We start from the raw sequence: 26062 nt of genomic DNA, 5'->3' as shown, positions 1-26062 counted from the left end.
TCCGCATGTCAGACATGAAGATCCCGAGCCCGAACACGGGCGGGAGCAGCAGCCCGCTGCCTCGCCAGGTCGCCGACACCTACGTCGACGAGCTCATCGCCCTCGACCCCATCAACGGCACGTATCTCGGCGTCAAGGCGAGCCACAGCAAGCTCCCCGACACCTCACCGGCGGGCCAGGACGCCGTAGCGGAGCTTGCCCGCACGACCCTCGCCCGGCTCGACGACGCGGAGCGTCTGCCCGGCGCCGACAGCGACGCCGAGCGCCGGTGCGGGCGGCTCCTGCGGGAGCGGCTCACCGCCGAACTCGCCGTGCACGAGGCCGATGAGGGGCTGCGCTCGGTCGGCAACCTGCACACGATCCCGCACGCGGTGCGCGAGATCTTCACGGTCACGCCGGCGGAGACGGCCGAGGACTGGGCCGCGATCGCCGAACGGCTGCGGGCCGTACCCGCCGCGTACGAGGGGTATCGCGCCTCGCTCGAACTCGGCCTGGAACGCAAGCTGTTCGCGCCTCCCCGCCCGACGGCAACCTTCATCGAGCAGCTCGGCGAGTGGGCGGGGTCCGGCGGCGAGGGCCGCGGCTGGTTCGAGGAGTTCGCGTCGGAAGGGCCCGACTCGCTCCGTGCCGAACTGGACGCCGCGGCACGCGCCGCCACCGCGTCGGTCGTGGCGCTGCGCGACTGGATGCGGGACGTGTACGCGCCCGCGATCGAGGGCGCTGCCGACACGGTGGGGCGCGAGCGCTACGCCCGCTGGTCGCGCTACTTCAACGGCGCCGATCTGGACCTCGACGAGGCGTACGCGTACGGCTGGTCCGAGTTCCACCGGCTGCTCGGCGAGATGCGCGCCGAGGCCGAGAAGATCCTGCCCGGCGCGGCCACGCCATGGGTGGCGCTCGCTCACCTGGACGAGCACGGCACGCACATCGAGGGGGTGGACGAGGTGCGGGTCTGGCTGCAGGAGCTGATGGACGAGGCGATCGAGGCGCTTGACGGCACACACTTCGAACTCGCCGAGCGGGTACGCGTGGTGGAGTCCCGCATCGCCCCGCCGGGCGGCGCCGCGGCCCCGTACTACACGGGCCCTTCGGAGGACTTCTCGCGTCCGGGACGGACCTGGCTGCCGACGATGGGCGAGACCCGTTTCCCGGTGTACGACCTGGTCTCGACCTGGTACCACGAGGGCGTGCCCGGTCATCACCTCCAGCTGGCGCAGTGGGCGCACGTCGCGGAGAGCCTCTCCCGCTACCAGGCGACGATCGGCATCGTCAGCGCCAACGCGGAGGGCTGGGCGCTGTACGCGGAGCGGCTCATGGACGAGCTCGGCTTCCTCACGGACGCCGAGCGCAGGCTGGGCTATCTGGACGCGCAGATGATGCGGGCGCTGCGCGTCATCGTCGACATCGGCATGCATCTGGAACTGGAGATCCCGGCGGACGCGCCCTTCCACCCGGGCGAGCGCTGGACCCCTGACCTGGCGCAGGAGTTCTACGACGCGCACTGCAGCCGCCCCACGGAGTACGTGGCGAGCGAGATGACCCGCTACCTCTCCATCCCCGGCCAGGCCATCGGCTACAAGCTGGGCGAGCGAGCCTGGCTGCTCGGCCGCGAGAACGCGCAGCGCCGTCTCGGCGCAGCCTTCGACGCGAAGGCGTGGCACATGGCCGCGTTGTCACAGGGGTCACTGGGGCTCGACGATCTGGTGGACGAGTTGTCGGCACTCTGAGGGTGGGGCGGGCCCGGATCGTCTACGGGACCCGCCGCCCTCCCTGCCCTCAGCAACCGCAGTCCTCCCCGCGCAGCGGGGCGACCAAGGGGTCGGGAGCCCGGCGTTCGCCGCCCTGACTGGTCTCGAACGCGCGGCCCTCGCGGGCCCAGTACTCGAAGCCGCCCAGCATCTCCTTGACCTGGAAGCCGAGTTGGGCAAGCGCGAGGGCGGCGCGGGTGCCGCCGTTGCAGGCGGGGCCCCAGCAGTAGGTGACCACGGGGACGGACTTGTCGAGGAGTTGCTCGGCCCGGTCGGGGATGAATGCGGTGGGCAGGTGTATCGCGCCGGGGATGTGCCCCTGGTCCCAGCACTCGGCCGAGCGGGAGTCGATGACGACGAAGCCGGGGTCGCCGTCGGCGGCGAGCGCCGACGCGACGTCGGACACGTCGGTGTGGAAGGCGAGGCTCGCGCCGAAGTACACGGCGGCGGCAGCCGGGCTCGAGGTGGTCATCGCTACGGTGTGCGCTGTGTTCGTCACTGTGTTCGTCGCTGTCATGGCCGAAAATCTACGGGCGAAGCCGCGCCCCTGGAAGAGCCGATCCCCGGCGTACCCCTTGATCGGCCGGGGATTCCCCTGTTATCTCTCAGGCATGACCGGTTATTCCACGGATGCCACCGACTGGCGCATCCTCGATGTCCTCCAGCGTGCGGGCCGCGCCAGCTACGCCGAGCTGGCGCGCGCCGTCGACATGTCCCCCAGTGCCGTCACCGAACGGGTCCGCCGCCTGGAGGAGGCGGGCGTGATCCAGGGGTATGCGGCCGTGGTCGATCCGGATCGGCTCGGTCTGCCCATCCTGGCGTTCGTGCGGCTGCGCTACCCGAACGGCAATTACAAGCCGTTCCACGATCTGGTCGAGACGACCCCCGAGATACTCGAAGCGCATCACGTCACCGGCGACGACTGCTTCATGATCAAGGTGGCGGCGCGTTCGATGAGTCACCTGGAGGAGGTCGCGGGGAAGATCGGCGCGCTGGGGTCCGTGACGACGAGCATCGTCTACTCCTCTCCCCTGCCCAGGCGCCCGCTGGGCCGCTGACCCCGGCTGCCCTCACACCCCGCCCCGCTGTCGTACGACCGACCCGGCACGGCCCTTCTCGACCTCCAGCTGGGCGTGGACGCGGCGCCGCAGATCCGCGACATGGCTCACGATGCCCACGCTGCGGTCCCGCTCGCGCAGCGAGTCCAGGACGTCGAGGACCTCGTCGAGCGTCTGGTCGTCGAGGCTGCCGAAGCCCTCGTCGATGAAGAGCGTGTCGAGCCGCACACCGCCGGCCTCGTCGGTGACCACGTCCGCGAGGCCGAGCGCGAGGGCGAGGGAGGCGAAGAAGGTCTCGCCGCCCGAGAGCGTGGACGTGTCGCGCTCGCGGCCCGTCCACGCGTCGACCACGTGCAGGCCCAGGCCCGAACGGCCGCGCCCCGTACGGTCGTCGGAGTGGACCAGGGTGTACCGGCCGGACGACATGCGCCACAGCCGTGCGGTCGCGGCGGCCGCCACCTGTTCGAGCCGGGCGGCGAGGACGTAGGACTCCAGGCGCATCCTGCGTTCGTTGTCCGCCGATGTGCCCGCGGCGAGTCCCGCGAGGCGCGCCACGCGGTCGTACTCGTCGCGCAGGGGCGCGAGCCGCCTGGCTCCGGCGGCCGACCGCTCGGAGAGCCGGTCGAGTTCGGCGCAGCGCCGCGTGGCCGCGTCGAGTGCGGAGGCGCCGGCGCGGGCCTGCCTGTCGGCGTCTTCGGCGGCTTCCTGGGCGGCTCGCAGGTCGGCCCGCGGTCGCTCGGCGGCGGCAGCCGCGTCCGGCTCGGCGAGGAGGGACCGTACCGCCGCCTCCTCGTTCTGCCACGCGTCGATACGGTGCTGCAGCTCGCGGTGGCGAGCGTCGTCGAGCAGGGCTTCGGCCGCGTCCCCCGGCGTGTCGAACCCCGCGCGGAAGGCGGCGTCGGCGAGTCGCGCGTCGGCGTCCTTGAGCCGCTGGGCCGTGTCGGCGGCGACGCGTGCGGCTTCCGCCGCCTCGGTCAGGAGCGCGGTCTGCCGCTCCAGCTGGGCGGCGCGCGCCGCGACGCTTTCACTCGCACCCCGAGCGCGGGCCAACTCGACTTCCAGAGCTGCCTGTTCGCGGTCGAGACCATCGCGCATGGTCGTGCGCGACGCGGCCCGCACTGCGACCTCCTGCCGGACGGCGACCCTGCGGTCATGTTCGCGCTCGGCCTGGGCGAGGGCTTCCCTGGCAGCGCGCAGACCGGAGGCACAACCGCGCGCCTCGGCGTGTTCACCGCGCAGCTTCTCCACGAGTGCGGCGAGTCGCTCGACGGACGGCGCCTGCGCGACAGCCTCCCCGCCTTCGGAAGCGGTGTCCCCGGCGCCCGGCCCGAGCGCCGCCGCCCCGGCCGCCGCCAACGACTCGCGCACCTCGCCGAGGTGCCGCTCCTGCTCGGTGCGCCCCTCCTCAGCCTGCCGGTACGCGGCGAGCGCCGACTCCTCCGTGGCACGGTCGACGTGACCGGCGTCCTTCGGGGCGAGTGCGGGGTGTTCGGTGGCTCCGCAGACCGCACAGGGGGCGCCGTCGGTCAGACCCGCGGCCAGTTCCGCCGCGATGCCGGTGAGACGCTGCTCCTTCAGGACCAGCCAGCGCTCGTGGGCAGCGGTGGCACGCTCACGGGCCGCCAGGGCGCGTTCGTACGCGGTGGACACTTCCCGGGCGAGGCGGTCACGACGGCGTGCCGCGTCCAACCTGCCCTGTGCGGGCTCCAGTTGGCCAGCGATCTGCTCCGTGCGCGTGGCCGCCTCCTGGGCGGCCTCGATGCGCTCCTGGAGTGCGGCCCGGGTCGTCTCCCAGCCGTCGAGCCAGCCCGCGGCCTCGCGCGAAAGATCGTCGTCGGCGCGCTCCTCGCGCTCCAACGACACGCGTTCCGTGCCGAGTTCGGCCAGCCGCCGCTCGGCGCGCCGGGCGGATTCGAGGCCGCCGAGTTCCTCGGAGATCTTGCGCGCGGCGGCGGCGAGCCCCGAGGCACCCAGGTCCGCGAACGTGGCGGGCAGCCGACCACGCGCGTGCGCCTCGTCGGCGGTCGCGCGGCGATGCTCCTCCTCGGTGGCCCGGCGCAGGCCGAGCGCGGGCGCGACCGTCTCGGCCTTGCGGGCCCTCTCCATCCGCGCCTGCCGCTGCCGGTGCTCGTCCGCACGCTCCTGAAGGCGCCGGGACCGCTCCCGCGTCTGGTCGAAACGCCTTTGCAGCCGGTCCAGTTCGCGTACGTCGTCGAGCGCGCGCCCCGCTGCGGCCTGCACCGACTCGGCGGCCGTGAGAGCGCACCGGGCGATCGTGCGCCGCTCTCGCGCGCTGGTGCGGGCGAGAGCGGCCCAGGTCAGTACGGACTCGGCGAGCCCGGGATCGCCGGGTGACAGCTCGGCCAGTGGCGACGGGGCGTCCCCGGTGATGTCCCCGGCGGCCTGCTCCATGCGATGCGCGTCGGCGAGAAGCTCTCCGTCGCCTCCCCGCACCGCGCCCTCGGCATCGCGCCGCTGTTCGGCGAGCCGCTGCTCGACCGCGGCGAACCTGCGCGTGTCGAAGAGCCGCCCGAGCAGCTTGCCGCGGGCCTCCGCGTCGGCCCGCAGGAAGCGCGCGAAGTCGCCCTGGGGCAAGAGCACCACCTGGCAGAACTGCTCCTTGCTCATGCCGAGCAGCTGCGTGACCTCCTCGCCGATCTCCTGGTGGGAACGGCTGAGGTCCTTCCACCCACCACCGTCGTGGGCTTGCCCGGCCTCGTACTCCCGCAGCCAGCTCTGCGCCTTCTCCGTGGTCGTGCCGGTGCCGCGCTTCTTCGGACGCTCCCACGGCGGCTGCCGGGTCACCTCCAACCGCCGCCCGGCGACGGTGAGTTCGAGGCACACCTCCGTCCGCGTACCGGGCTGCGCGTGGTCGCTGCGCAGCGTCACTCCTTGGCCGCTGCCCTGCCGGGGGCCCGGCACCGAGCCGTACAGGCCGTAGCAGACGGCGTCCAGGACGGACGTCTTCCCCGCGCCGGTCGGTCCGTGCAGCAGGAAGAGCCCGGCGGCGGAGAGGTCGTCGAAGTCGATGTCCTGGGTGGTGCCGAACGGGCCGAACGCGGTGATGCGGAGCCGGTGCAGCCTCATCGGGCCACCTCGCGCAGCGTGTCGTCGGTGCGGACGGTGTCGAACGCCGCTCTCAGCACCGCCTGCTCGCGCCCGTCGGGCCCCGCGCCCCGCACATGGGTCACGAAGTCCTCCGCGATCTGCTGGTCACTGCGGCCCTTGAGGCGCTGGGAGTACGAGATGTCCGGGTCCTCGGGTGCGCGCTCCGGGTCGAAGACGAGGCTGAGGGTGTGCGGGAAGCGCTCGCAGAGGCGGGCCATGGGGTCGTCGGGGCGCACCGGGTCGGTGAGCGTCGCCTCGACCCAGGAGTCCTCGTGGCGGGCGAGCTCCGGGTCGGCGAGCAGCGTCTCGATGTCTCCCCGGACGCGGGCGAGCGCACGCGGCACCGGGCAGTCGATCCGCTCCGCCTCGATCTCCCCCCGCGCACCGAGGTCGATGAGCCACATGCTCTTGCGGTGCGCGGACTCCGAGAACGAGTACGGCAGCGGGGAGCCCGAGTAGCGCACGCGCCCGCTGATGGCCTGACTGCCGTGCAGGTGACCGAGCGCGACATAGTCGACGCCGTCGAAGACCCCGGAGGGCACGGCGGCCACCCCGCCGATCGTGATGTCCCGCTCACTGTCGCTGGCCTCGCCGCCGGTGACGAAGGCGTGGGCGAGGACGACGGAACGGGTGCCCGGCGTCCGGGTGGCCAGGTCGGCGCGCACCCGCTCCATGGCGGCGCCGAGCACCGCCTCATGCCCTGCTCGCGCCACCTTGAGCTCATCCTTGACCAGCGCCGGTTCGAGGTAGGGCAGGCCGTAGAACGCCACGTCCCCGTGGCCGTCGGCCAGCACCACGGGCTCCCCGCAGGCGGCGGGAGCGGTGCGCAGGTGGATGCCCGCGCGGCCGATGAGTCCCGCGCCGACACCGAGGCGGCGCGCCGAGTCGTGGTTGCCGGAGATCATCACCGTCGGGACGCCGAGGTCCGCGAGCCGGTGCAGCGCGTCGTCGAAGAGCTCGACGGCGGCGAGCGGCGGCACCGCCCTGTCGTACACGTCACCGGACACGACGACGGCGTCCACCTCGCGCTCACGCACCGTGGCGACGAGATGACCGATGAAGTCGGCCTGGGCGCCGAGCATGTTCACGCGGTGAAAGGCCCGGCCAAGATGCCAGTCGGACGTGTGCAGAATTCTCAAGACGCCGCTCCGGCCCGCATGCTCACTCAACCCCTCCTGTGCCCCGGATCCAGGACCGCCCCAGCACGGCCCCGCCGACAGCACCCACCACGCTAGCGCCTGTCGGCACCTGCTCGATCACGAACCCCGATCTGCCCCCTGCGAACATCCCGCCCGGCGTCAGGCGTCCCCGTACGCCTCTCCCCCGAGATCGAGGACCGCGCTGCCCGCCGTCGCGTCCGCGAGCCAGGCGGTGAAGGCCTCGACGTCGGCGTCGGGAAGACCGATCTCGATGGTCACCGCGTCCGCGTAACGCACGTCACGCACCTCTCGACCCGCCGACCGCAGATCGTTCTGGATCTTGCCCGCGCGCTGGTGGTCGACCGTGACGGTGGCGAGCCTGAAGCGCCTGCGGGTCAGGGTGCCGACCGCGTCGAGGGCCTCGCCGACCGCTCCTCCGTAGGCCCTGATCAGTCCGCCGGCGCCGAGCTTGACCCCTCCGTAGTAGCGGGTCACGACGGCGACGACGTAGCGCATGTCACGGCGCAGGAGCATCTGGAGCATCGGCACACCCGCGGTGCCCCCGGGCTCCCCGTCGTCGCTCGCCTTCTGCACCCCGGCGTCGGCCCCGATGACGTACGCGAAGCAGTTGTGCGAGGCGGACGGGTGCTCCTTGCGGATGCGCGCGACGAAGTCCTGGGCCTCCCGCTCGGTGGCCGCGGGGGCGAGGGCGCACAGGAAGCGCGAGCGGTTGATCTCGGTCTCGTGCACAGCCTCACGGGCCACTGTGCGGTACTCGTCGTGCATCCCGCCAGAGTAGGCCCCCGCGCACGCCACGGCCCCGGTACGGTGATCCATTGTGACGTCACCTACGAATCGCGCACGCCAGGCCCAAAGCGGTACGGACGCTCAAGTCCCCGGCGACATCGACGTGTTGGGGTCGCTGCTCGCCGCCGCGCCCGTCACCGTCGTGGAGACCACCCGGGACGAACCGGTCGGCCCTTTCCTGTTCCCCGAGGAGGCGGACGTCGTCGCGCGGGCCGTGGACAAGCGGCGCCGCGAGTTCGCCACGGTCCGCCGGTGCGCCCGCGCCGCTCTGGCCGAGCTCGGCGTGCCGCCCGTGCCGATCCTGCCCGGGCCCAAGGGCGCGCCGCGCTGGCCGGACGGCATCGTCGGCAGCATGACGCACTGCGCGGGCTACCGCGCCGCCGTCGTGGCCCGCGACTCGGCGGTCCTTTCGGTCGGCGTCGACGCGGAGCCTGCCGCCCCGATCGCCGAACCGGGCGTCCTGGATCTCGTCGCGGACAAGGCGGAGCGCACGGCCCTGGCCGAGCTCGGCATCCGGCATCCGGACGTCCCCTGGGACCGGCTCCTCTTCAGCGCCAAGGAGTCCGTCTACAAGACGTGGTTCCCGCTGACCGGGCGCTGGCTCGGCTTCGAGGAGGCGCGGATGGACCTGAGGCCGGACGGCACGTTCGCCGCGACTCTCCTCGTCCCGGGGCCGAAGGTGGCGGGGCGCGAGCTGACGGGCTTCCGGGGCAACTGGCTGATACGCGACGGCATAGCCGTCACCGCCATCGTCCTGCCGCTCACCCCTCCCGTTCCTCCCGTTCCCGGTACGTAGGGGCCCCGCCGAGCCATGTGCCGAGCACCCGCACCTGCCGGATGGCCATCGGGTCCACGGTGCGCGGGTCGGCGGAGAGCTCGACCAGGTCCGCGGACGCACCGGGCACGAGCGCGGTGCGGTCGTCCGCGCCCGCCTGGTGCGCGACACCGCTGGTGGCCGCCGCGAGCGCCTGCTCCACGGTGAGGCGCTGGTGCGGGGTCCAACCGTCCTCCGGAAGGCCGTCGAACGTACGCCTGGTGACCGCGACCTGGATGCCCTCAAGCGGTTCGTACGAGCTGACGGGCCAGTCGCTGCCGAAGGAGAGCCGCACCCCGCCGCGCGCCAACTCCCCCATCGGGTACTGCAGGTCGGATCTTTCGGCGCCGATCCGGGGCATCGACAGATCGGTCTGGACCGGGTCCGGCTGTGCCCAGAGGGGCTCGAAGTTGGCGATGACGCCGAGCGCGGCGAAGCGCGGCAGGTCGGCCGGGTCGACGAGCTGGACGTGGGTGATCACGGGCCGCCGGTCCCAGGCCGGATTGGCGTGGACGGCGGACTCCACCGCGTCGAGGGCCGCCCGTACGCCCGCGTCACCGATGGCGTGGATGTGCGTCCTGAAGCCGTCGGCGTCGAACGCGCGCACCGCTTCGGCGAGCGCGCCCGGCTCCCACACGGGCATGCCGCAGCTGTGCGGGGCGTCCAGATAGGGGGCGAGCAGCGCGGCCGTACCGCCCTCGATCACGCCGTCGCTGAAGAACTTGACCGTGCGCGCCGACAGGAGCGGGCCGCCATCGGCTGCCACGCGCCCGCGCGTCGCGTCGAACTGTTCGCGCTGCTCGCGCCAGCGGTCGGGGTCCGCGCGCTGGGCCAGGTCGACGCGGACGCTCAGCGCGTCGTGCCGGGCCGCCGCGAGATAGGCCTCCACCATCTCCGGCTCGACCCAGGCGTCCTGCACCCAGGTGATGCCCGCTCGCGCGTACGCCTGTCCCGCGCGGCGCACGGCTTCGACGAGTTCGGCCTCTTCGCGGGCAGGCACCTGGTCGAGCACCAGGTCGCAGGCGTGCCACTCGCGCAGGGTGCCGAGGGCCGAGCCGTCGGGGCGCCGGACGATCCAGCCGAGGCGCGGGTCCGGTGTCGTGTCCCGCACTCCGGCCCGGCGCAAGGCCTCCGTGTTGCACCACACCGTGTGGTAGTCGTACGCCCGCAGGACGACGGGCCGGTCCGGCACCGCGACGTCCAGCCACCGGGCGTCGAACTCGCCGTCGGGCGCGAGCGCGGGATCGTAGGAGGCGCCGACGATCCACTCCGCGTCCGGGTGCGCGGCGGCCCACCGTCCGACCTCCGTGACGATCGCGTCGACGGAGGTGAGGTCCTTGACCTGCGGGCCGAAGCTCTCCAGGCCCCCGAAGAGCGGGTGCGCGTGGCCGTCACCGAAGGCGGCGATGAGCAGTCCTTCGCCCAAGTCGACCACGTCGTCCGCCTCTTCGGCGAGCGCGCGGGCCTCGTCCCCCAGAGCGACGACGCGTCCGTCTCGTACGGCCAGTGCCGTGGTGTCCGCGTGGATGTCGCTTCCGGTGCGGACCGCGCCGAGAAAGACCCGCGTCACCGTCTCGTCCGCCATGCTGCTCGGCCCCGCCATGCTGCTCCGCCCCTCCATCACACGCTCTTCGCGTCCACTGTCGTCAGCCGTTCGTACGCCGTCGGCGCGCGCCGACGGATCCGCAGGGCAAGCACCGCTCCCGCCACGAACAGGAGCGGCAGTGGAGCGATGAGGGCCGCGTTGACGCCGCCCGAAGCTCCCGTCAGGAGATCGAGGTTGGCACACACCAGGGCGATCAGTACCGCGAGGCCCGCGCAGGCGGTCAGCGGGGCCGCGACCACCCGCCAGGCGGGCATGCCCCTGCGCTCGCGGCGGAAGAATCCGTACACCGCGAGCGCGGCGAGCGCCTGCGTCAGCATCACGCCGAGGATGCCGGAGCCGTTGCTCCACAGGAAGGTGACGGTGTACGGATCCGCGCCGCTGACGACGGTCACGCCGACCACGGCAAGCGCGAGGGCCGACTGCGTCACGACCGCCGTGGCGGGTGCCCGGGTCCTGGGGGAGACGGAGCCGAGGCGGCGCGGCAGCAGTCCTTCGCGGCCCAGGGCGTAGAAGTAGCGGGCGGCGCCGTTGTGGAAGGCGAGCGTCGCCGCGAAGGCGCTGGTGATGATCAGTACGTGCATGGAGTCGGCGGCCCAGGCTCCCGCGAACCGCTCGGTCGCCGTGAAGACCATGTCGGCGCCGCCCGCGCCCTCGGCGACGGCCTGGGCGTGGTCGGGTCCGTACGCGTTGATGATCGTCCACACCGTGAAGGTGTAGAAGAGCGCGAGGAACGCCACGGCGATGTACGTGGCGCGCGGCACCGTACGTTCCGGTTCGCGTGCCTCCTCCGCGTAGACGGCCGTCGCCTCGAACCCGACGAAGGCGCCGACGGCGAGCACGAACATGCCGCCCACCCCCGCGCCGCCCAGGTGTTCCGGAGAGAGCGTGCCCAGGTCGAGGCCCTGCGGCCCGCCGCCGTGCGCGAGCAGCCCGGCCTCGAAGGCCAGGAGCACGAGGACTTCGAGGACCAGCGCGACGCCGAGGACCCTGGCGCTGAACGTGACCTTCAGACAGCCGAGCACACCGATGGCGACGAGCCCGGCGAGCGCCCAGATCCACCAGGCCACGCGGACCCCGGTCAGGTCCTCGAACCCGGACTCGGTGAACCATCCGAAGGCGACGAGCAGTCCGGCCTCGATGGCGTTGTAGGAGAAGAGCGCGACGTACGCGGAGCCCGTTCCCGCCGGGCGTCCGAGCCCTCGGCCGATGTAGGCGTAGAAGGCGCCCGCGTTGCGGACGAAGCGGCTCATCGCGGTGAATCCGGCCGCGAAGACGATGAGCAGCAGCCCCGATATCAGGTAGCCCAGCGGCGCGGCCCGGCCCGCCATACCGATGGACAGGGGGGCCACCGCGGCCATCACGGTCAGCGGCGCGGCGGCGGCCACGACGAAGAAGACGAGGTCTCCGGTGCCGACGGCGCCGCCGCTCAGGTCCTTGGCGGTGGGAGCGGCGGAGGAGTTGGGTGCGGTCACGCGGGTACTCCCGAGAGCAGGTTCCGGGTGGGGCGCAGAGCGGCGACTCGATAACTAAAGCCTTTAGTCCGGGCTGCGCAGGACCGTACTCTGCACGAGTGCGGCTGTGAAGACCGCGTCCGGGGAAGGGAGTTGCCAGGCCATGGGCAGAGGGAGACCGCGCCTACCGGTGCTCAGCGCGGATCGGATAGCGCGGGAGGCTCTCGCGCTGATCGACGCCGAGGGGGCCGACGCGTTCAGCCTGCCCCGCCTGGCCGCGCGGCTCGGGGTGCGGACCGCCTCGCTCTACAACCATCTGGACGGCCGCGCCGAGGTCATCGAGGGCGTACGCCGCCTGATCGTCGAGGAGATGGACGTCTCCGCGTTCGAGACACTGCCGTGGCCCGACGCCCTCGCCGCGTGGGCCCGTTCGTATCGCGACGCCTTCGCCCGGCACCCGCACTCCATCGACCTGCTCGCCACCACGACCATCAGCTCGCCGGCCACACTCAGCATGTACGAGGCTGTCGTCACCGCCCTTTCGCGCGGCGGCTGGCCGCAGGAACGCCTTGTCGCGGCGATGACCAGCGTCGAGTCCTTCCTCCTGGGTTCGGCGCTCGACCTCGTGGCGCCGCCGCTGATGATCGATCCGGCCGGGCACGCGCCCCGGGTGCCCGTCCTCGCGGCCGCGCTGGAGAGCGCCGTCGGCGGCACCAAGGCAGGGCGGGCCGAGGAGGCGTTCGCGTCGGGGCTCGACGCGCTGGTCCGCGGCCTCGTGACTCAACTGGCGGAGTTTCGAGGCGGGTTCCGTGGCGGGTTCCGCGGAGAGTTCTGCGGGGAATAGGCGGTCCCCGGCTCCGGCGGTGGCGGTCCCGGGCGGTCAGAGCGTGCGCGCTGGGTCGGCGAGCGTCTCCCAGAACATCGCCTCGTAGCGCTGCAACAGCTTCCCGTGACGCAGAGCCGGGCCTGCCGCGTCGAGACCCCGGTCCACGCCTGCCCGCACCGCGGCGAGCGCCTGCCGTTCGAGGTCGGGCGCGGGTTCGGCGAAGAACGCGAAGAATCCGCAGGCCTCCTCGCTGAAGCCGTAGTGGGCGGGGAGCGCCCGGACGAGCGTCGCGCAGTAGGCACCCCAGGCGGCGAAGTTGGCGGTCAGGGCGAGGACCACGTCGGCGGGGGTGCCGTTCAGGGCGAGCCAGGCCACGTACGCCGGATAGGCCTGACAGCCCGCGCGCGGCTCGTACGCGTCGAGGTCGGCCTTGTCGACGCCGCACGCCGCGACCAGGGCGTCGAGCCGGTCGAAGGCGAGCGCCTCCCCTTCGGCGAGGGTGCGGAAGAAGGCCGCGCACTCGGCTTCGCCCGCGTCGGCCGAGCGTGCGGCCAGATGCAGGAAGGAGCGGCGGTCGGCGGGGATCACGGAGCGCTGCTCCAGAGCGAGAGCGGTGATCGCGGAACGGTTCGCGGTGCCGTCCGCGACGAGCGGGACGAGCGGGTTGGCCGCGGGGTCCGGTGCGAGCTCCAGCGTCACGGCGTCGAGCAGTTCCTGTGCGGTCCGTGTCATCGTCCGTCCTCTCTGCCTCAGGCGGACCGCTCGGCCCGGCCCGCCTGCTAGTTTCTACACTGCTGTAGAAATAAGAAACCGACATACGGAGCTCTCATGGCCCTGTGGGACCGCGTCAAGGAATCCGCATCGACGATGCAGACCCAGCTCATGGCGAAGAAGAACGACCTCAAGAGCGGCGCCTTCCGCGACTCCAGTATGGCGATGTGCGCCCTCGTGGCAGCGGCGGACGGCACCATCGACCCGTCCGAACGCCAGCGCGTGGCCCAGCTCATCGCCACCAACGAGGTGCTGCAGAACTTCCCCGCCGACGAGCTGCGGCGCCGCTTCGACGAGTACGCCGACAAGCTGACCGCCGACTTCGCGTTCGGCAAGGTCAGCGTGTTGCAGGAGGTCGCCAAGGCGAAGAAGAAGCCCGCCGAGGCGCGTGCCGTGATCCAGATCGGCATCGTCATCGGCGGCGCGGACGGCGACTTCGACCAGACCGAGCGGGCCGTCGTGCGGGAGGCGTGCTTCGCGCTCGACCTGCCCCCGCACGAGTTCGACCTCTGAGGCTCCGAGGTCTTCATACCTTTGCGACGCCGGTGAACCCGGTGAACCCGGTGAACCCGGACGAACCAGTGGGGGGCTTGCGGCCGTTCGCCGCAGGCCCCCTACGCCGCGCCCCCCCCTACGCCGTGTCCGCCGACGCCAGGAGCCCCCGCAGCATCCGCTCGTCGTCGGGCGACAGCGTGGTGACGAAACTGGCGAGCACGGCGCCGCGGTCGCTCTCACCGTCGAGCACCTTGCGCATCCGCAGCGCGGCGAGCCCCGCCTCGCCCACCGTCGAGCGCCACACGAAAGACCGGCCCGCACGCTCGCGCGTGACGGTGCCCTTGGCGAGCAGCCGGGTCAGGATCGTCATCACCGTGGTGTACGCGAGGTCTCCGGCGATACGTTCCTGCACCCAGGCCGCGTTCACGGGTCCCGGCGCCGCGTGCACTGCCGCGAGCACCTGCGCCTCCAGCTCGCCCTGCCCGCGCCGCCCTGGGCGGGGCTGCCGCGCTTCGCGTTCATGCCGCTCCATGCCCGTGTCCCTCCTGGATGCCTGCCGACAGTCGCCCCGGCCGCTGTCTTGACGGCTCTCTTGACGGCCCCTTGAGGAGCCCCACATCGTAACGGGACGCGGTGTCGGCCCACGGCACCCCGTTCACTTCTACAGTGTTGTAGTTTTTAGGTCCGGCCCTGACCAAGGTCGGTACGCACATCACCTCAGGACTTCAGGAGGACATCGTGGGAGTTTCCCTGGCCAAGGGCGGCAATGTCTCGCTCAGCAAGGAGGCCCCCGGCCTCACCGCCGTCCTGGTCGGCCTGGGCTGGGACGTCCGCACGACCACCGGCACGGACTACGACCTGGACGCCAGCGCGCTGCTCTGCGACGACTCGGGGAAGGTCGTCTCCGACCAGCACTTCATCTTCTACAACCAGCTCAAGAGCCCCGACGGCTCGGTCGAGCACACCGGCGACAACCTCACCGGTGAGGGCGAGGGCGACGACGAGGCCGTCAAGGTGAACCTCGCCGCCGTGCCCGCCACGATCACGAAGATCGTCTTCCCGGTCTCCATCCACGACGCCGAGAACCGCGGCCAGAGCTTCGGCCAGGTCCGCAACGCCTTCATCCGCGTGGTCAACCAGGCCGACAACGCGGAGATCGCCCGCTACGACCTCTCCGAGGACGCCTCGACCGAGACCGCCATGGTCTTCGGCGAGCTCTACCGCCACGGCACGGAGTGGAAATTCCGCGCGGTCGGCCAGGGTTACGCGAGTGGACTGCGCGGAATCGCGTCGGACTTCGGCGTGAACGTCTGACGTACGCGTCGGACGTGTATGTATGACGTGACGCGAGGACTTCGGTCGTCGCGCGGTCATCCGACCATCGGCGGCAGAGGGAGCGGGACGTGTACGGCGATCCGGCAACAGTGCGCAAGATCCTGACGGAGCTCGGAGACACCTGGGCGGTCGTGGGCCTGTCCACGAACGAGGGGCGGGCCGCGCACGGGGTCGCGAGTGTCCTGCAACGTCACGGAAAGCGCATCGTCCCGATTCACCCGAAGGCCGAGACGGTGCACGGCGAGCAGGGCTACCCGTCCCTCTCCGCCGTGCCCTTCAAGATCGACGTCGTCGATGTCTTCCTCAACAGCGACCTGGCGGGCCAGGCCGCCGATGAAGCCGTCGCGATCGGCGCGCAGGCGGTCTGGTTCCAGCTTGGCGTCGTCGACGAGGCGGCGTACGAGCGGACGCGGGCAGCGGGCCTGGAGATGGTGATGGACCGCTGCCCGGCGATCGAACTGCCGATGTTGCGCTAGTGTCCCGCGCCGGAGATCCGTTGGCAGAAGCGGGCGAGGGAGTCGAACCACCGCTCGACCCGGTTGATCCAGGAGGAGCCGGCCGGGGTGAAGCGCGGCTCAAAGCGCAGGCTGAGTCGGGGCCCGTGGCCGCTGCCCTTCCGAACCGCCATCCTCACGGCGCGGGGTTACCGGGCACCTTCACGTTCATCTCGCCGCAGCCGACGCGCTTCGCCTCCGCCTTGACGTACGACGGCAGAACGGCAAGGGCGAGTGACTTGTCGTCGTGCGGCTCGCCTTCCTTCCCCGGCTCATACGCCACGAACGCGACCCGCCCGGACCGGCAGTCCGCCGTGTAGACGCTCAGGCCGCCCGCGTAGGCGCCCTGCCCGTCACCACCCAGACGCGTGGCCCGGTTTCCGAGCACCCCGGAGACAACTCCGGCCAGCTCCGGTTCCGCCACGGTCATCAGCCGGAGCCTGTTCGGGCCGAAGGGCTGGCGCACGTCGCACGCCCGGATTCCGTCCGCGGAGGACGCGCCCGGCTTCGTGCCCGGCGTGGTGCCTACGACCTCCGCATCGGGCCCCTGAGCCCACCTGGGCAGCCGGACGCCCTGGATCCCGCAGAGCCGGTCGGCGTCGACGTCCGGCAGTTCGTTGCCCTCCGGGGCGCGGCGGAGCTTCGGCGGGTCGGAGTACGGGCCGTCGCAGCCGTATCGTTCCATGACCCCGTTGGCCAACCGCACGACCGCGCGGGACATCGCGTCCAGGCCCCGCCGCGCGTCGACCTCGTTCTGGCCCTCGGGGTCAGCCGCTTCCGACGCGAGGGTGACCACCCGCAACGGCGGCTTCTCGCCCGGCTCGTACGAGCGTTCCTCACAGCTCGCGGGGAGCGCCACCCAAGCCCGGGTGGAGGAAGCCATGCCCGTGATCCCCTCGCCGAGCGGCGTCATACGGGAGGAGAGGTACTCCTCGGTCCAGCTCCATGCCTGCGCGCCCCGCAACCCGCCCAGCGTCCGCACCGACGCTGTGACCTCCGACTCCAGCTCGTCGGCCCCGAACCCCTGCATGCTGCACTCCGTGAGCATGTGGTCCTCTGTGGCCCGGCGCAGCGGCAGCTCACGACTGCGGACGTCCGTGTCCGAGAACAGCGCGTGCTCGACATCGGGCGAGAGCGAACCCCAGCACACGTCCCGCTCCACGAAGGGCAGTTCACCGGAGCGCCACGCCATCACACCTGACCCCAGCAGCACCCCGACGAGCGCGCCGATGACAGCGATGCCACTCCGGCTACGGGACAACCGGCGCATCCGGCCCGGGCGCTCCGGCGCGGAAGGCCGGGGGGCGGGGGCCTGCCGTAGGGGCCCATCCACCTCGGGGGCCTCCGGGCCGGAGTTGACCATCTTGGAGCTCTCCGGCCCGGTGCTCTCCATCCCTGGAGCCTCGGGCCCGGTGCTCTCCGGTTCGTCCGGCATCTCGTCCTTCCTCTCGGGGGCTGTCCTGGCGATCCGCGCGGCCCCACGGCCGGGCAACCGAGTCGTCGGGCAACGGTGACGGGCCGTCTCCCCGCTCGCCGCCGACGGTCCGAGGAGGTTATCTGTCGGGTACACGCGTTCGGGGAGCAGGGCAGCCTCGCGGAGATGGAGCACCGCGCCACGTCGGCTGCGCGCACTCCGTCGGGCCCGCGCGTCGGGCCCGTGCGCTGGGGCCGGTCGTCTATCCGACCCGCCGCAGCGCCCTCTCCCGTCGCTCCGCCACGCTGGAGCCCGACTCCCTGCGTGCCATGCGGCGCAGGACGAGCGGGGCCACGAGCAGGCCGAGCACGGCCCAGGCCCCAAGTACTCCGGCCGTCTCCCAGTGCCGCCAGGAGTCGGCGATCTCGATGCCGACCGCGCTGTCCGGCAGCAGGGCCGAGCGCATGCCGAGGCCGAGCCAGTAGATGGGGAACGCCTGGGCGACCCATTGCAGCCAGTCCGGCATCGCGGTGATCGGGTAGAAGATGCCGGAGATCGCGATCATGCCCAGGATCGGCAGCTGGATCAGGCCCTGGGTGCGCGCGCTGGTGAACACCGAGCCCAGGACCGCCCCGATGGGCAGGGTCGCGATCATGCCGAGGGCGAGAACCCAGGTCAGTGTCAGCCAGGAGCCCGGGCCGCCGATCGCGAGACCGCCGACGATGAAGATGCCGGGGATCAGCAGGATCGCGAGGTCGGCGAGCAGGCCGCCCGCCACGGAGACGACCTTGCCGATGAGGTAGCCCGGCATCCCGTTGGGCGTCGCCTTGGCGCGCAGCAGGGTGCCGTCCTCGCGTTCGGCGGTGAGCGCCTGGCTCATGCTGACCATGCCCATCGCCGCGTTCATGCCCAGGACGCTCGGCAGGGCGAGGGTGCCGAGCAGCAGTCCGCTCGTGCCGAACGCCGTGTCGCGCATGAAGAACATGACGGTCAGCATCAGCACCGGCCAGAGCAGATGGGACAGCACGTCACCACCGTTGGTGAACGACTGCCGCAGTTCGATCAGGCCACGGTCCAAGCCCGCGCGGATCGCCACACCCGTCGTGTTCACAGGGCCACCGCCGTACCGGCCTCGTGCGTCCCGGCTCCGTGCGTCCCGGCCCCGTGCGTCCCCGCTCCGTGCGCCCCGGCCCCGTGCGTCCCCGCTCCGTGCGTCCCGGCCCCGGCCTCGCGCGTCCCCGCCGCGCCCTGGCGTCGTACCAGCGCCAGGTAGGTGTCCTCCAACGAGGCCCGGCGGACCTCCAGTTCACCCACGGCCTCGCCGTACTCACCGAACAACCCGCGGACGAACGCCGTCGATTCGGCCGTCGACTTCACGAACTGCCGGCCGCCGTAGGTCCAGCGCACCTCGTCGTCCCCCGCGATCCGCCGCGCCAGGTCGTCCGCCGAACCGTCCGCGATGATCCGCCCCCCGGAAAGGATCATGATGCGGTCGGCAAGCTTGTCCGCCTCGTCCAGGTCGTGGGTGGTGAGCAGGATCGTGGTCTCATGATCTTCGGCGAGGCGGTGGACGAGTTCGTGGAACTCCTGCCGGGCCTCCGGGTCGAACCCCGCGGTGGGCTCGTCGAGGAACAGCAGTTCCGGGCGGCCCACGATGCCGATGGCCACGTCCAGCCTGCGCCGCTGGCCGCCGGACAGCGTCTTGACCTTCTTGCCCGCGTGCCCGGTCAGGCCGACCGCCGCCATGAGCTCGTCGGTGTCCCACGGCCGCCGGATCGTGCCGGTGGAGTAGGGGGCGTAGTACGTCCCGAGGTGCGCGAGCAGCTCACGCACCCGCCACCTGCCGTGATCGCGCCAGGACTGCAGGACGACGCCGATCCGCGCACGCCATGCCTCGGTGCCCAGCCCCGGGTCCGTGCCGAGCACCTGGACCCGGCCCGCCGAGCGTATGCGGAACCCTTCCATGATCTCGATGGTGGTGGTCTTGCCCGCCCCGTTCGGCCCGAGCAGGGCCAGCACTTCGCCGTGCCGCGCCTGAAATGTCACGTCGCGCAGCACGTCGGCCGTGCCGTAGCGCATGCGCAGTCCCTCGACATCGAGCACGAGGTCCCCCTCGCTCGTGGTCGTCACGTCAACTCCTCGCCGTATGCCTTCAGATATCGACGAAGCTACGTTGCGTTCAGTGCGCCATCAATGAACAACTAGCCTGGTATCCCTCTCCAGTTGGGAATTTCGGGGATTCATTGCAATGGACTTGCCGATGAACGCAAGGGATGGACACGAGGAGGCCCGCGCGGATGCCGGGAGGCAGGCTGACCCACCAGGACCGTCGGGACATCGGCGCGGGCCTCGCCGAAGGGCTCGGGTACGCCGAGATCGCCCGGCGCCTCGACAGACCGACGTCGACCGTCAGCCGCGAGGTGACCCGCAACGGCGGGCCCGAGGGCTACCGCGTCGACCACGCCCATCTCGCCACCGAACGGCGCGCACGGCGGCGCGGGAAGGTCCCGCACCGCGAGCCGGCCACGTGCACCGACGCGTACGGACGCGACCCCGACGCCGTACGCGACTTCGCCGAGCAGCTCGCGGCGCTCATGGTCAGGACCGGGGTGCCCCGCATGGCCGCGCGGGTGCTGGCCCGCCTGATCACCGACGACTCCGGCAGCCTCACCGCCGCGGATCTCGTCCAGCGGCTGCGGGTCAGCCCCGCGTCGGTGTCCAAGGCCGTCGGCTATCTGGCCGGCCTTGAGGTGATCCGCCGCGTAAGAGTTCCCGGCCACCGTCGCGAGCGGTACGTCATCGACGACGACGTCTGGCTCCGGGCGTGGATGACGAGCGCTCAGAAGCACGCCCTGTGGGCGCGGACGGCACAGCGGGGAGTCGACGTGCTCGACGCGGCGACGCCCGCGGGGGCCCGGCTCGTCCACATGAGCGCGTTCTTCGCGACGCTCAGCGACGACATGAGCGGAGACGGCCAGGAAGCCGTCGACGACGCGCTGACCGTACTGGCCGCACTGCGGCACGCGGCCATGCCTCTCCCGGCGGACCGCCTGGCCACGGCACTTGGCTGGCCCTTGGAACGCGTGACCGACGCCCTGCGCCACGCCGGACAGAACCGTCTGACTCCGGAACAGCTCAGGGCTTTGACAGGGGCCTGACGGGTCCGGCGAGGCGGAGGAAGGCGTACGGCCGCCCGGCGTCGGGACCGGGCAGCCGTACGCGGCGTCAGGCCGCGGCGCCCGTGAGTGCGGGGCGCTCGGCCTCCCGCAGCCGCTCCATCAGCGCGACGCGCGCCCGCGCCACACGCGAACGGACCGTGCCCACCGGGCAGCCGGTGAGCAGCGCGGCCTCCGCATAGGGCAGCCCCAGGAGCTGGGTGAGGACGAAGGCCTCACGCCGCTCGTCGGGCAGCGTCGCGAGCAGGTCGGCGAGGACCACGCCGTCGTCGAAGCCCGGCAGGCCCCTGGGCTGAGCCCGCTCGGCGGCGGACTGCCAGTCGTCCGTGTCACAGAGACGGGGCCGGGCGGCGGCGTACCGCAGGCTGTCGATCACCGCGCGCCGGGCGATGGAGAGCAGCCACGCACGGGCGGACGAGCGCCCCTCGAAACGGTGCAGGCTGCCGAGGGCCCGCAGGAACGTGTCCTGTGTCAGATCGTCGGCGGCCTGCGGATCGCCGCCGAGGTACGTCACGTACCGGCGGACGTCGCGGTGCAGCGCGCGTACGAAGTGCTCGACCGCTTCGGGGTCACCGGCACGGGCCGCGAGCGCCCAGGCCGTTATCGACTCGTCGGGTGAGCTGGGCAGGGCAGGAATGATCACCTGGTGTCCTTCTCGGGATTCCGGGGTCCCGGACGCGCCGTACATGCGTACACATGCGTGCGTGCGTCCGGGTCCGGTGAGGGGGTACGGCCGCGCAGGAGTGCGTACGACCGATGCCCGAGCCGCATGGCCGCGCGACATGGCGCGCGGGCACGGCGTCGGGGAACCAGCTGTCAGACGACAGCGGTTCCGGCGGGCGGACCCCGAGAAGTGATGGCGTGCACGAGGAGCAACTCCCGTGGCCGGCCCGCCGAGCGGTGGCGTCGGGGCCGAATACGGGGACGGTGCGCGGGCACGGGCGGCGCGAGAGGCACGCGCAGCGGGGCGATGACCCACCCGGCGAAGGCGCGCGCGATACGGAAGGCCGCGCGTTCGCCGTGCGCGAGCCAGAGGCCGCAGAGGAGCGCGGCGAGCAGGTGGGCGGCGAGCATGCCGGTCGGCGACATGCCGCCCATGTCGTGGCCGCCGCCCATGTGCTCCATGTGCTCCATGTGTTCCATGGGCGCCCCTGGAGAGGGCACGGCCCGCATGGGCGTCGCTCCCGACCCGGGCATCGGCGCTGACATCGCCGAGCCCTGGCCCCTGCCCGTCGCGTCGGCGTCCATCGGCGCCGCGCAGAGCATGTGCCGCACCCACCGCCGGACGAGCGGCTCTTTGGCCGAGGGCCGCGCGGCGGCCTGCGCCAGGGAGAACCCCGAGTGCAGGGCGGCCTGGACCAGCACCGTCGCGGAGACGACAAGGGCCGGCCCCCGCTCACGCCCGGCGAGCGCCCACCCCGTGCCGCCGACCACGGCGGCTGCGGCACCCAGCGTCCACCAGGGCACCTTCGTCCCCGACATCAGCACGTGCCCCAGGGCAGCGAGCAGCACGCAGGCTGCCGCGAACACCGCAGCCCGCACCGCGCGAGAACACCACCCAGCAGTCATGGCGGGGTCATCTTTGCATTCGCGCTCCGCCCCGCATAGGCGAGGAGGGGCCTGGCCCTAGCGCGCCGCGTCCTCGAGCAGCTTCAGGGCAAGGGCCTGCGTCTGCGCGTCGGCCTTCTCGGGGCTTCCGGTGTCGTACGGCGGGTCCGGGTCGTACTCGACGGCGAGCTGCATCGCCCGGCCGACCTTCTCGTCGGAGAGGCGGGATGCGAGGTGCAGGCCCATGTCGATGCCCGCGGAGACGCCCGCCGCCGTAATGATCTTCCCGGCCTCGACGAAGCGGCCGGGGGTGTAGACGGCGCCGGCCTTCTCCAAGTAGGGGCGCGATGCCCAGTAGGTGGTGGCCGGGAGTCCGCGCAGCAGGCCCGCCGAGCCGAGGATGAGGGAGCCGGTGCAGACCGAGGTGGTCCATGTGGAGCGGCGGTGGATGCGACGGATCCACCGGTGGACGTCGGCGTCCTCCATCATCGCGACGACCCCGCGATTGCCGCCGCCGGGCACCAGCAGCACGTCGGCTCCGCCGACATCGCTCATCGCCCGCTCGGCCACCAGCGTCAGTTCGCCGGTGTCGGTGCGGACCGGGCCCGCCGTCCGGGCGACCGTCGACACGCGCACGCCCGGTACGCGACACAGCACTTCGTACGGACCGACGGCGTCCAGGGCGGTGAACCCGTCGTACAGGAGAACGGCGATGCTCAGCGTTCTCTCGTCGTCCTGGCGGGGTGCGTGACCACCGGCGGCGTCCGCCGGGTGGTCCGACGCGGCGGCGAGGCCGACCGCGCCCAGCGTCCCGGCCACCGCGCCCCGCAGCAGCCGACGACGGCCCGCACCGGCCGCGAGTTCAGCCGCACTCATCTCGTCTCTCAACTCTCCTCCTGGTCATGTCTGTCGGCCGGTAGGCCGGTAGGCCGCTCCCGCGGCACGCCCCAGGAGTCGGTCGCGGAGGAGTCCGAGTTCCCGCAACTCGCCTCACACTTGACCTCAACCATGCTTCAGATACGAGGCTTGCCCCATGAACCGAACCTCAGGAGCAACAGCGGCCGCAGCGGCGGTCGACTGGCTGAACCAGCACGCCCACCCACTCGACACCTCTGATGAGCATGCCGAGTTGGATGACCTGCGCCCGCTGGCCGACGCGGTGGCGGGCGCAGAGATCGTCGCGCTCGGCGTGGGATCCCGTGCGACACATGAGCTGTCCGTCCTCCAGCACCGGATGCTGCGCTTCCTGGTCGAGGAGGAAGGGTTTCGTTCTCTCGTCCTCGAAGGGGACGATCCCGCACGGCTCGGGCTCGACGCCTATGTCCTGACCGGGGCGGGCGATCCGGAAGCGATGCTCTCCGAGGCCCGCTCCTTCTGGCGCACCGGGGAGATCCTGGGCGTACTGCGCTGGATGCGCGCCCGCAACGAACGCGACCCGCACGACCCCGTTCAGCTGGCCGCGCTCCCCACGCAGTCGGCGCCGCCCGGTGTCGGACTCGCGGAGATCGAGCGGGCCCTGGCCGACGACGCCGTCCGGTGGCACGAGCGCACCCGGCAGAAGACCGTCTACTGGGGCGGCCTCACCCACACGGCCGTCGGCGACCCCCGTACGGTGTCGTCGCCCGCACCCCAGACCCACCGCAACGCGGGCGGCCACCTGCGCGAGCACTTCGGCGACGGTTACGCGTCCATCGCGCTGACCTTCCACCACGGCACGGACTACCCGGTGCCGCCCACGGAGTTCGCCGAGGCGGTGCTCGGCGCGGCCGACTCGCCCGCGTACTTCGTCGACCTGCGCTCACAGCGCCCCGTGCCCGTCGACGCCTACTTCAGCGCCCCCGCCAGGACCCGCGTCGTCGGCCCCTTCTACGACGCGCGCGAGGACGCCGCCCATCACCTGTCCGGCAGTTCACTCGCGGAGTGGTTCGACGCGGTGGCGCATGTCCGCGAGGTGACGCCGGCCAGGGCTCTGGAGGGTCAGGGGGAAGGCCAGGGGGTGCAGGTCAGGGGGCGGTGACGTGACGCCCCCGCGGTCTGCGCCACCTGCGTACCGCATCGACCCCGGCGACGGCCGAAAGGGCCAGGCCGAAGGCGAGCCCGAGGCCCTTGACCGGCTCGTCGCCGAAGCTCGCCCCGCCGATGAGCCCGATGGCCGTACTGCTGGCCGCCCAGAGCACCGCCCCCGCGGTGTCCAGGGCGGCGAAGCGCCGGAAGGGGAAACCCATGCTGCCGGTGCACAGGCCGGAGGCCACCCGCCCGCCGGGCAGGAAGCGCGCCGCGATCACAAGGGCCGCGGCGTGCCGTTCGACCATCGAGCGCGCCCACGCGTAGCGGCGTCTGCCGTGCTCGCCCCGCATCAGGCGCGTCACCGCCCGCGGCCCGAGCCACCGCCCCACGCCGAAACTGAGACAGTCTCCGGACAGCGCGCCCGCCGCGGCGACGGCGGCGAGCAGGGCGAGGCGCGGGAGCTCCGGGCCGATGAGCACCGCCATCATGACGACGGTCGTCTCGCTCGGCATCAGGGGTACCAGTGCGTCGAGGCCGGCCACGAGGAAGACGATCAGCCAGATCCAGGGCGAGTCGAGCCTGGTCTGCAGCACGTCGGCCAGGCGGCCGAGCAGCTCAGACATGCGCGGGCATCTCATGGGCGCCGACGGCCGCTTGGGCCGCTGCGGCCAGCTCACGCCGGTCGGAGCCGTGCAGCGGCGCGTGCGCGGTGACCCGCACCGTCAGCGCCCGGGCGCGGGCGACGCGGTGCAGCGAGGCCCCGAAGGTCTCGTCGCCCAGGAAGGCGGCCGTGGTGCTGCGGGTGCCGTGCTGGTAGTAGCGGATGGTCACAGGACGCACGGGGGCGCCCGCGTCGGCCGCCGCCTGGAAGGTGGCCCGGCGGAACCGGCCGCCGGGGACCGAACACCAGGTCGTCGCCTGGGGAAAGACCAGGACGGAGCGCCCCGAGCGCAAGGTCGACGCCAACTCTGCTACTACGTGCGGTAGTTGGCGCAGCCCGTCGCGGTCGATGAACTGCGTACCGGCTCGACGGGCGAGCGCGCCGATGACCGGCCACCCGCCCACCTCCCGCTTGGCGAGGACCGTCACAGGCTCGACGGCGAGCAGGCTGACGACGTCGAGCCAGGAGATGTGGTTGGCGACGATCAGAGTGCCGGGGCGGGTCCGGCGGACCCCGTCAGCCGTCAGCCGCCGCGGCCCTTCCTCAAGGCGTACGCCGAGCGCGCCCAGGATCCCCCGAGCTCGCGCCCGCAGCGTGCGGGGCTCGGCGAGGCGCTCGCCCTGAGCCACGCCGAGGCCGATCTCGTACGCCAACGCCGCGTACCGGCGGGCTATTTCGGCGGACGGTACGCGTGGCGCCGAACGTGTGACGCAGGCCGGGGTGCACAGCGCGGCCACGGCTCCCCCGGGGCTCATTGCGTCTCTCCCAGGAAATAGCGGCGGTAGCGGTCGCCGAGCCGGTCCATGTCGAGGAGGACGAAGAAATCGGCGACGCCGAACTCGGGGTCGTGCGCGGGCGCCCCGCACATCCACGCCCCGAGTCGGAGGTAGCCCCTCAGCAGCGGGGGCAGGTCGGCGTAGGCGGGCCGCTCGACCGTGGGCACGGTGGGTACCCAGGGGCGCCGGGGGTGCACGCGCAGGTCGGGCGGCGAGGCGTGCTTGGACGTGCCGAGCAGCCAGGCGCTGGACGCCGCCTTGCCGCCGTCGGCGAGCGGCACCGATGCGCAGCCCGCCAGATAGCGGTGGCCGGAGAGCAGGACGTAGCGGGCGAGCGCCGACCACATCAGGTTGATCACGGCACCGGAACGGTGGTCGGGGTGCACACAGGAGCGGCCCGCCTCGATCGTGGAGGACCGCAGCGCCTCCAGTGCGCACAGGTCGAACTCGGCTTCGGAGTAGGTCCGTTCGGCCCTGCCGGGCGGCAGGAGCCGGTAGGTGCCGACGACCTCGCCGGTGGTGGTGTCGGTGACGATCAGGTGGTCCACGAGGTCGTCGTAGGCGTCCACGTCGTGGCCGGGCAGGGAGGTGTGGAGGGTGGCCCCCATCTCCTCGCCGAAGACGCGGTACCGCAGCCGCTGCGCGGCCCGTATCTGCTCCTCGGAGTCGGCGATGGAGGTGACGTACGAGCTGGGTGCGGCGGGGCCGGTGAGGGCGGTGGAAGTGGAGGTGGCGGGGGCGGTGGAGGTGGCGGGGGCAGCGGGCGTCCGGGCAGCTGATGTCGAGGGCATGACAGTTCCGGTCTCCGTTCGGGGAGGGTGGTCGTGG

Annotated in this window: 27 protein-coding genes; 9 read left to right on the top strand and 18 right to left on the bottom strand. The window is 72.3% G+C overall.

The genetic code is table 11. The features are described 5' to 3' along the window. The first annotated feature begins 5 nt into the window (after positions 1-5). Positions 6-1727, top strand: a complete 1722-nt coding sequence (locus ACFVXC_RS15335) for a DUF885 domain-containing protein (protein WP_389905493.1) — start codon at positions 6-8, stop codon at positions 1725-1727. A 49-nt stretch (positions 1728-1776) separates the two neighbouring features. Here the strand turns inward: ACFVXC_RS15335 and ACFVXC_RS15330 are convergent, their stop codons facing one another. Further along, complete coding sequence (locus ACFVXC_RS15330; RefSeq protein ID WP_389905491.1) at positions 1777-2220, bottom strand: rhodanese-like domain-containing protein; 444 nt, start codon at positions 2218-2220, stop codon at positions 1777-1779. A gap of 139 nt (positions 2221-2359) precedes the next feature. Between ACFVXC_RS15330 and ACFVXC_RS15325 the strand changes: the two genes are divergently transcribed. After that, entirely contained in the window at positions 2360-2806 is a 447-nt protein-coding gene (locus tag ACFVXC_RS15325) for an Lrp/AsnC family transcriptional regulator (protein ID WP_389905489.1), read from the top strand. A 12-nt stretch (positions 2807-2818) separates the two neighbouring features. Here the strand turns inward: ACFVXC_RS15325 and ACFVXC_RS15320 are convergent, their stop codons facing one another. The 3 genes from ACFVXC_RS15320 to ACFVXC_RS15310 all read right to left on the bottom strand — a co-directional run bounded on the left by ACFVXC_RS15320 (position 2819) and on the right by ACFVXC_RS15310 (position 7839). Next, positions 2819-5893, bottom strand: a complete 3075-nt coding sequence (locus tag ACFVXC_RS15320) for an AAA family ATPase (RefSeq protein ID WP_389905488.1) — start codon at positions 5891-5893, stop codon at positions 2819-2821. Next, the gene (locus tag ACFVXC_RS15315; RefSeq protein ID WP_389905486.1) at positions 5890-7053 is read right to left on the bottom strand and encodes an exonuclease SbcCD subunit D; all 1164 of its coding nucleotides are present in this window, start codon (positions 7051-7053) and stop codon (positions 5890-5892) included. The genes ACFVXC_RS15320 and ACFVXC_RS15315 overlap by 4 nt, the downstream gene beginning before the upstream one ends. Before the next feature lie 159 nt (positions 7054-7212). Continuing rightward, positions 7213-7839 carry a YigZ family protein gene (locus ACFVXC_RS15310; protein WP_389905484.1) on the bottom strand — a complete coding sequence of 209 codons (627 nt, stop codon included), beginning with the start codon at positions 7837-7839 and terminating at the stop codon, positions 7213-7215. Positions 7840-7963: 124 nt separating this feature from the next. Here ACFVXC_RS15310 and ACFVXC_RS15305 point away from each other — a divergent pair, with 124 nt between their 5' ends. Continuing rightward, positions 7964-8656, top strand: a complete 693-nt coding sequence (locus ACFVXC_RS15305) for a 4'-phosphopantetheinyl transferase (protein ID WP_389905939.1) — start codon at positions 7964-7966, stop codon at positions 8654-8656. Here the strand turns inward: ACFVXC_RS15305 and ACFVXC_RS15300 are convergent. Both ACFVXC_RS15300 and ACFVXC_RS15295 read right to left on the bottom strand, forming a co-directional pair. Continuing rightward, positions 8622-10277 (bottom strand): amidohydrolase, encoded by a 1656-nt coding sequence (locus ACFVXC_RS15300; RefSeq protein WP_389905482.1) that lies wholly within the window; start codon positions 10275-10277, stop codon positions 8622-8624. The two genes, ACFVXC_RS15305 and ACFVXC_RS15300, sit on opposite strands and share 35 nt — an antisense overlap. Before the next feature lie 17 nt (positions 10278-10294). Beyond that, the gene (locus ACFVXC_RS15295; RefSeq protein WP_389905480.1) at positions 10295-11752 is read right to left on the bottom strand and encodes an APC family permease; all 1458 of its coding nucleotides are present in this window, start codon (positions 11750-11752) and stop codon (positions 10295-10297) included. Positions 11753-11921: 169 nt separating this feature from the next. On the opposite strand from ACFVXC_RS15295, the gene ACFVXC_RS15290 reads away from it, so the two are divergent. After that, positions 11922-12575: a TetR/AcrR family transcriptional regulator C-terminal domain-containing protein gene (locus ACFVXC_RS15290; protein WP_389905478.1), complete on the top strand. Its 654-nt coding sequence runs from the start codon at positions 11922-11924 to the stop codon at positions 12573-12575. A gap of 36 nt (positions 12576-12611) precedes the next feature. Here the strand turns inward: ACFVXC_RS15290 and ACFVXC_RS15285 are convergent, their stop codons facing one another. Then, positions 12612-13289, bottom strand: coding sequence for a transcriptional regulator (locus ACFVXC_RS15285; protein ID WP_389905476.1), 678 nt, complete (start codon positions 13287-13289; stop codon positions 12612-12614). Between the two features lie 96 nt (positions 13290-13385). Here ACFVXC_RS15285 and ACFVXC_RS15280 point away from each other — a divergent pair, with 96 nt between their 5' ends. Further along, on the top strand, positions 13386-13841 hold the full coding sequence (locus ACFVXC_RS15280; RefSeq protein WP_389905474.1) for a tellurite resistance TerB family protein: 456 nt from the start codon (positions 13386-13388) through the stop codon (positions 13839-13841). Between the two features lie 118 nt (positions 13842-13959). Here the strand turns inward: ACFVXC_RS15280 and ACFVXC_RS15275 are convergent, their stop codons facing one another. After that, on the bottom strand, positions 13960-14355 hold the full coding sequence (locus ACFVXC_RS15275; RefSeq protein WP_389905472.1) for a BlaI/MecI/CopY family transcriptional regulator: 396 nt from the start codon (positions 14353-14355) through the stop codon (positions 13960-13962). A gap of 206 nt (positions 14356-14561) precedes the next feature. On the opposite strand from ACFVXC_RS15275, the gene ACFVXC_RS15270 reads away from it, so the two are divergent. Both ACFVXC_RS15270 and ACFVXC_RS15265 read left to right on the top strand, forming a co-directional pair. Then, the gene (locus tag ACFVXC_RS15270) at positions 14562-15137 is read left to right on the top strand and encodes a TerD family protein (protein ID WP_361843358.1); all 576 of its coding nucleotides are present in this window, start codon (positions 14562-14564) and stop codon (positions 15135-15137) included. An 89-nt stretch (positions 15138-15226) separates the two neighbouring features. Further along, the gene (locus ACFVXC_RS15265; RefSeq protein WP_389905470.1) at positions 15227-15634 is read left to right on the top strand and encodes a CoA-binding protein; all 408 of its coding nucleotides are present in this window, start codon (positions 15227-15229) and stop codon (positions 15632-15634) included. Here ACFVXC_RS15265 and ACFVXC_RS15260 read toward each other — a convergent pair. The 4 genes from ACFVXC_RS15260 to ACFVXC_RS15245 form a co-directional block, all read right to left on the bottom strand. Further along, a complete protein-coding gene (locus tag ACFVXC_RS15260) occupies positions 15631-15792 on the bottom strand; it encodes a hypothetical protein (RefSeq protein ID WP_389905468.1) in 162 nt (53 codons plus the stop codon). The genes ACFVXC_RS15265 and ACFVXC_RS15260 overlap by 4 nt on opposite strands. After that, a complete protein-coding gene (locus tag ACFVXC_RS15255) occupies positions 15789-17087 on the bottom strand; it encodes a hypothetical protein (protein ID WP_389905466.1) in 1299 nt (432 codons plus the stop codon). Before ACFVXC_RS15255 ends, ACFVXC_RS15260 begins: the two co-directional genes overlap by 4 nt. 241 nt (positions 17088-17328) lie before the next feature. Beyond that, positions 17329-18177, bottom strand: coding sequence for an ABC transporter permease (locus tag ACFVXC_RS15250; protein ID WP_389905464.1), 849 nt, complete (start codon positions 18175-18177; stop codon positions 17329-17331). Further along, complete coding sequence (locus ACFVXC_RS15245) at positions 18174-19145, bottom strand: ABC transporter ATP-binding protein (RefSeq protein ID WP_389905938.1); 972 nt, start codon at positions 19143-19145, stop codon at positions 18174-18176. Before ACFVXC_RS15245 ends, ACFVXC_RS15250 begins: the two co-directional genes overlap by 4 nt. A 218-nt stretch (positions 19146-19363) precedes the next feature. On the opposite strand from ACFVXC_RS15245, the gene ACFVXC_RS15240 reads away from it, so the two are divergent. Continuing rightward, complete coding sequence (locus ACFVXC_RS15240; protein ID WP_389905462.1) at positions 19364-20224, top strand: helix-turn-helix domain-containing protein; 861 nt, start codon at positions 19364-19366, stop codon at positions 20222-20224. Between the two features lie 67 nt (positions 20225-20291). On the opposite strand, the gene ACFVXC_RS15235 is transcribed toward ACFVXC_RS15240, so the two are convergent. The 3 genes from ACFVXC_RS15235 to ACFVXC_RS15225 form a co-directional block, all read right to left on the bottom strand. Next, entirely contained in the window at positions 20292-20885 is a 594-nt protein-coding gene (locus ACFVXC_RS15235; RefSeq protein ID WP_389905460.1) for a sigma-70 family RNA polymerase sigma factor, read from the bottom strand. A 173-nt stretch (positions 20886-21058) separates the two neighbouring features. Beyond that, complete coding sequence (locus ACFVXC_RS15230) at positions 21059-21811, bottom strand: hypothetical protein (RefSeq protein WP_389905458.1); 753 nt, start codon at positions 21809-21811, stop codon at positions 21059-21061. A 57-nt stretch (positions 21812-21868) separates the two neighbouring features. Next, the gene (locus ACFVXC_RS15225; protein WP_389905456.1) at positions 21869-22666 is read right to left on the bottom strand and encodes a DJ-1/PfpI family protein; all 798 of its coding nucleotides are present in this window, start codon (positions 22664-22666) and stop codon (positions 21869-21871) included. Positions 22667-22823: 157 nt separating this feature from the next. Here ACFVXC_RS15225 and ACFVXC_RS15220 point away from each other — a divergent pair, with 157 nt between their 5' ends. After that, positions 22824-23807, top strand: coding sequence for an erythromycin esterase family protein (locus ACFVXC_RS15220; RefSeq protein ID WP_389905454.1), 984 nt, complete (start codon positions 22824-22826; stop codon positions 23805-23807). Here the strand turns inward: ACFVXC_RS15220 and ACFVXC_RS15215 are convergent. The 3 genes from ACFVXC_RS15215 to ACFVXC_RS15205 are packed head-to-tail and all read right to left on the bottom strand — an operon-like array spanning position 23794 to position 26025. Continuing rightward, positions 23794-24420 carry a DedA family protein gene (locus ACFVXC_RS15215; RefSeq protein ID WP_389905452.1) on the bottom strand — a complete coding sequence of 209 codons (627 nt, stop codon included), beginning with the start codon at positions 24418-24420 and terminating at the stop codon, positions 23794-23796. The genes ACFVXC_RS15220 and ACFVXC_RS15215 overlap by 14 nt on opposite strands. Next, positions 24413-25213 carry a lysophospholipid acyltransferase family protein gene (locus tag ACFVXC_RS15210; protein ID WP_389905450.1) on the bottom strand — a complete coding sequence of 267 codons (801 nt, stop codon included), beginning with the start codon at positions 25211-25213 and terminating at the stop codon, positions 24413-24415. Before ACFVXC_RS15210 ends, ACFVXC_RS15215 begins: the two co-directional genes overlap by 8 nt. Continuing rightward, positions 25210-26025, bottom strand: coding sequence for a GNAT family N-acetyltransferase (locus tag ACFVXC_RS15205; protein ID WP_389905448.1), 816 nt, complete (start codon positions 26023-26025; stop codon positions 25210-25212). The genes ACFVXC_RS15210 and ACFVXC_RS15205 overlap by 4 nt, the downstream gene beginning before the upstream one ends. Positions 26026-26062 lie beyond the last annotated feature (37 nt).

Source organism: Streptomyces sp. NPDC058257 (assembly GCF_042881845.1).
In the GTDB taxonomy this organism is placed as follows: Bacteria; Actinomycetota; Actinomycetes; order Streptomycetales; family Streptomycetaceae; genus Streptomyces.
Note: the sequence above shows the minus strand (reverse complement) of the source record. Positions and strands in the feature narration are given on the sequence as shown.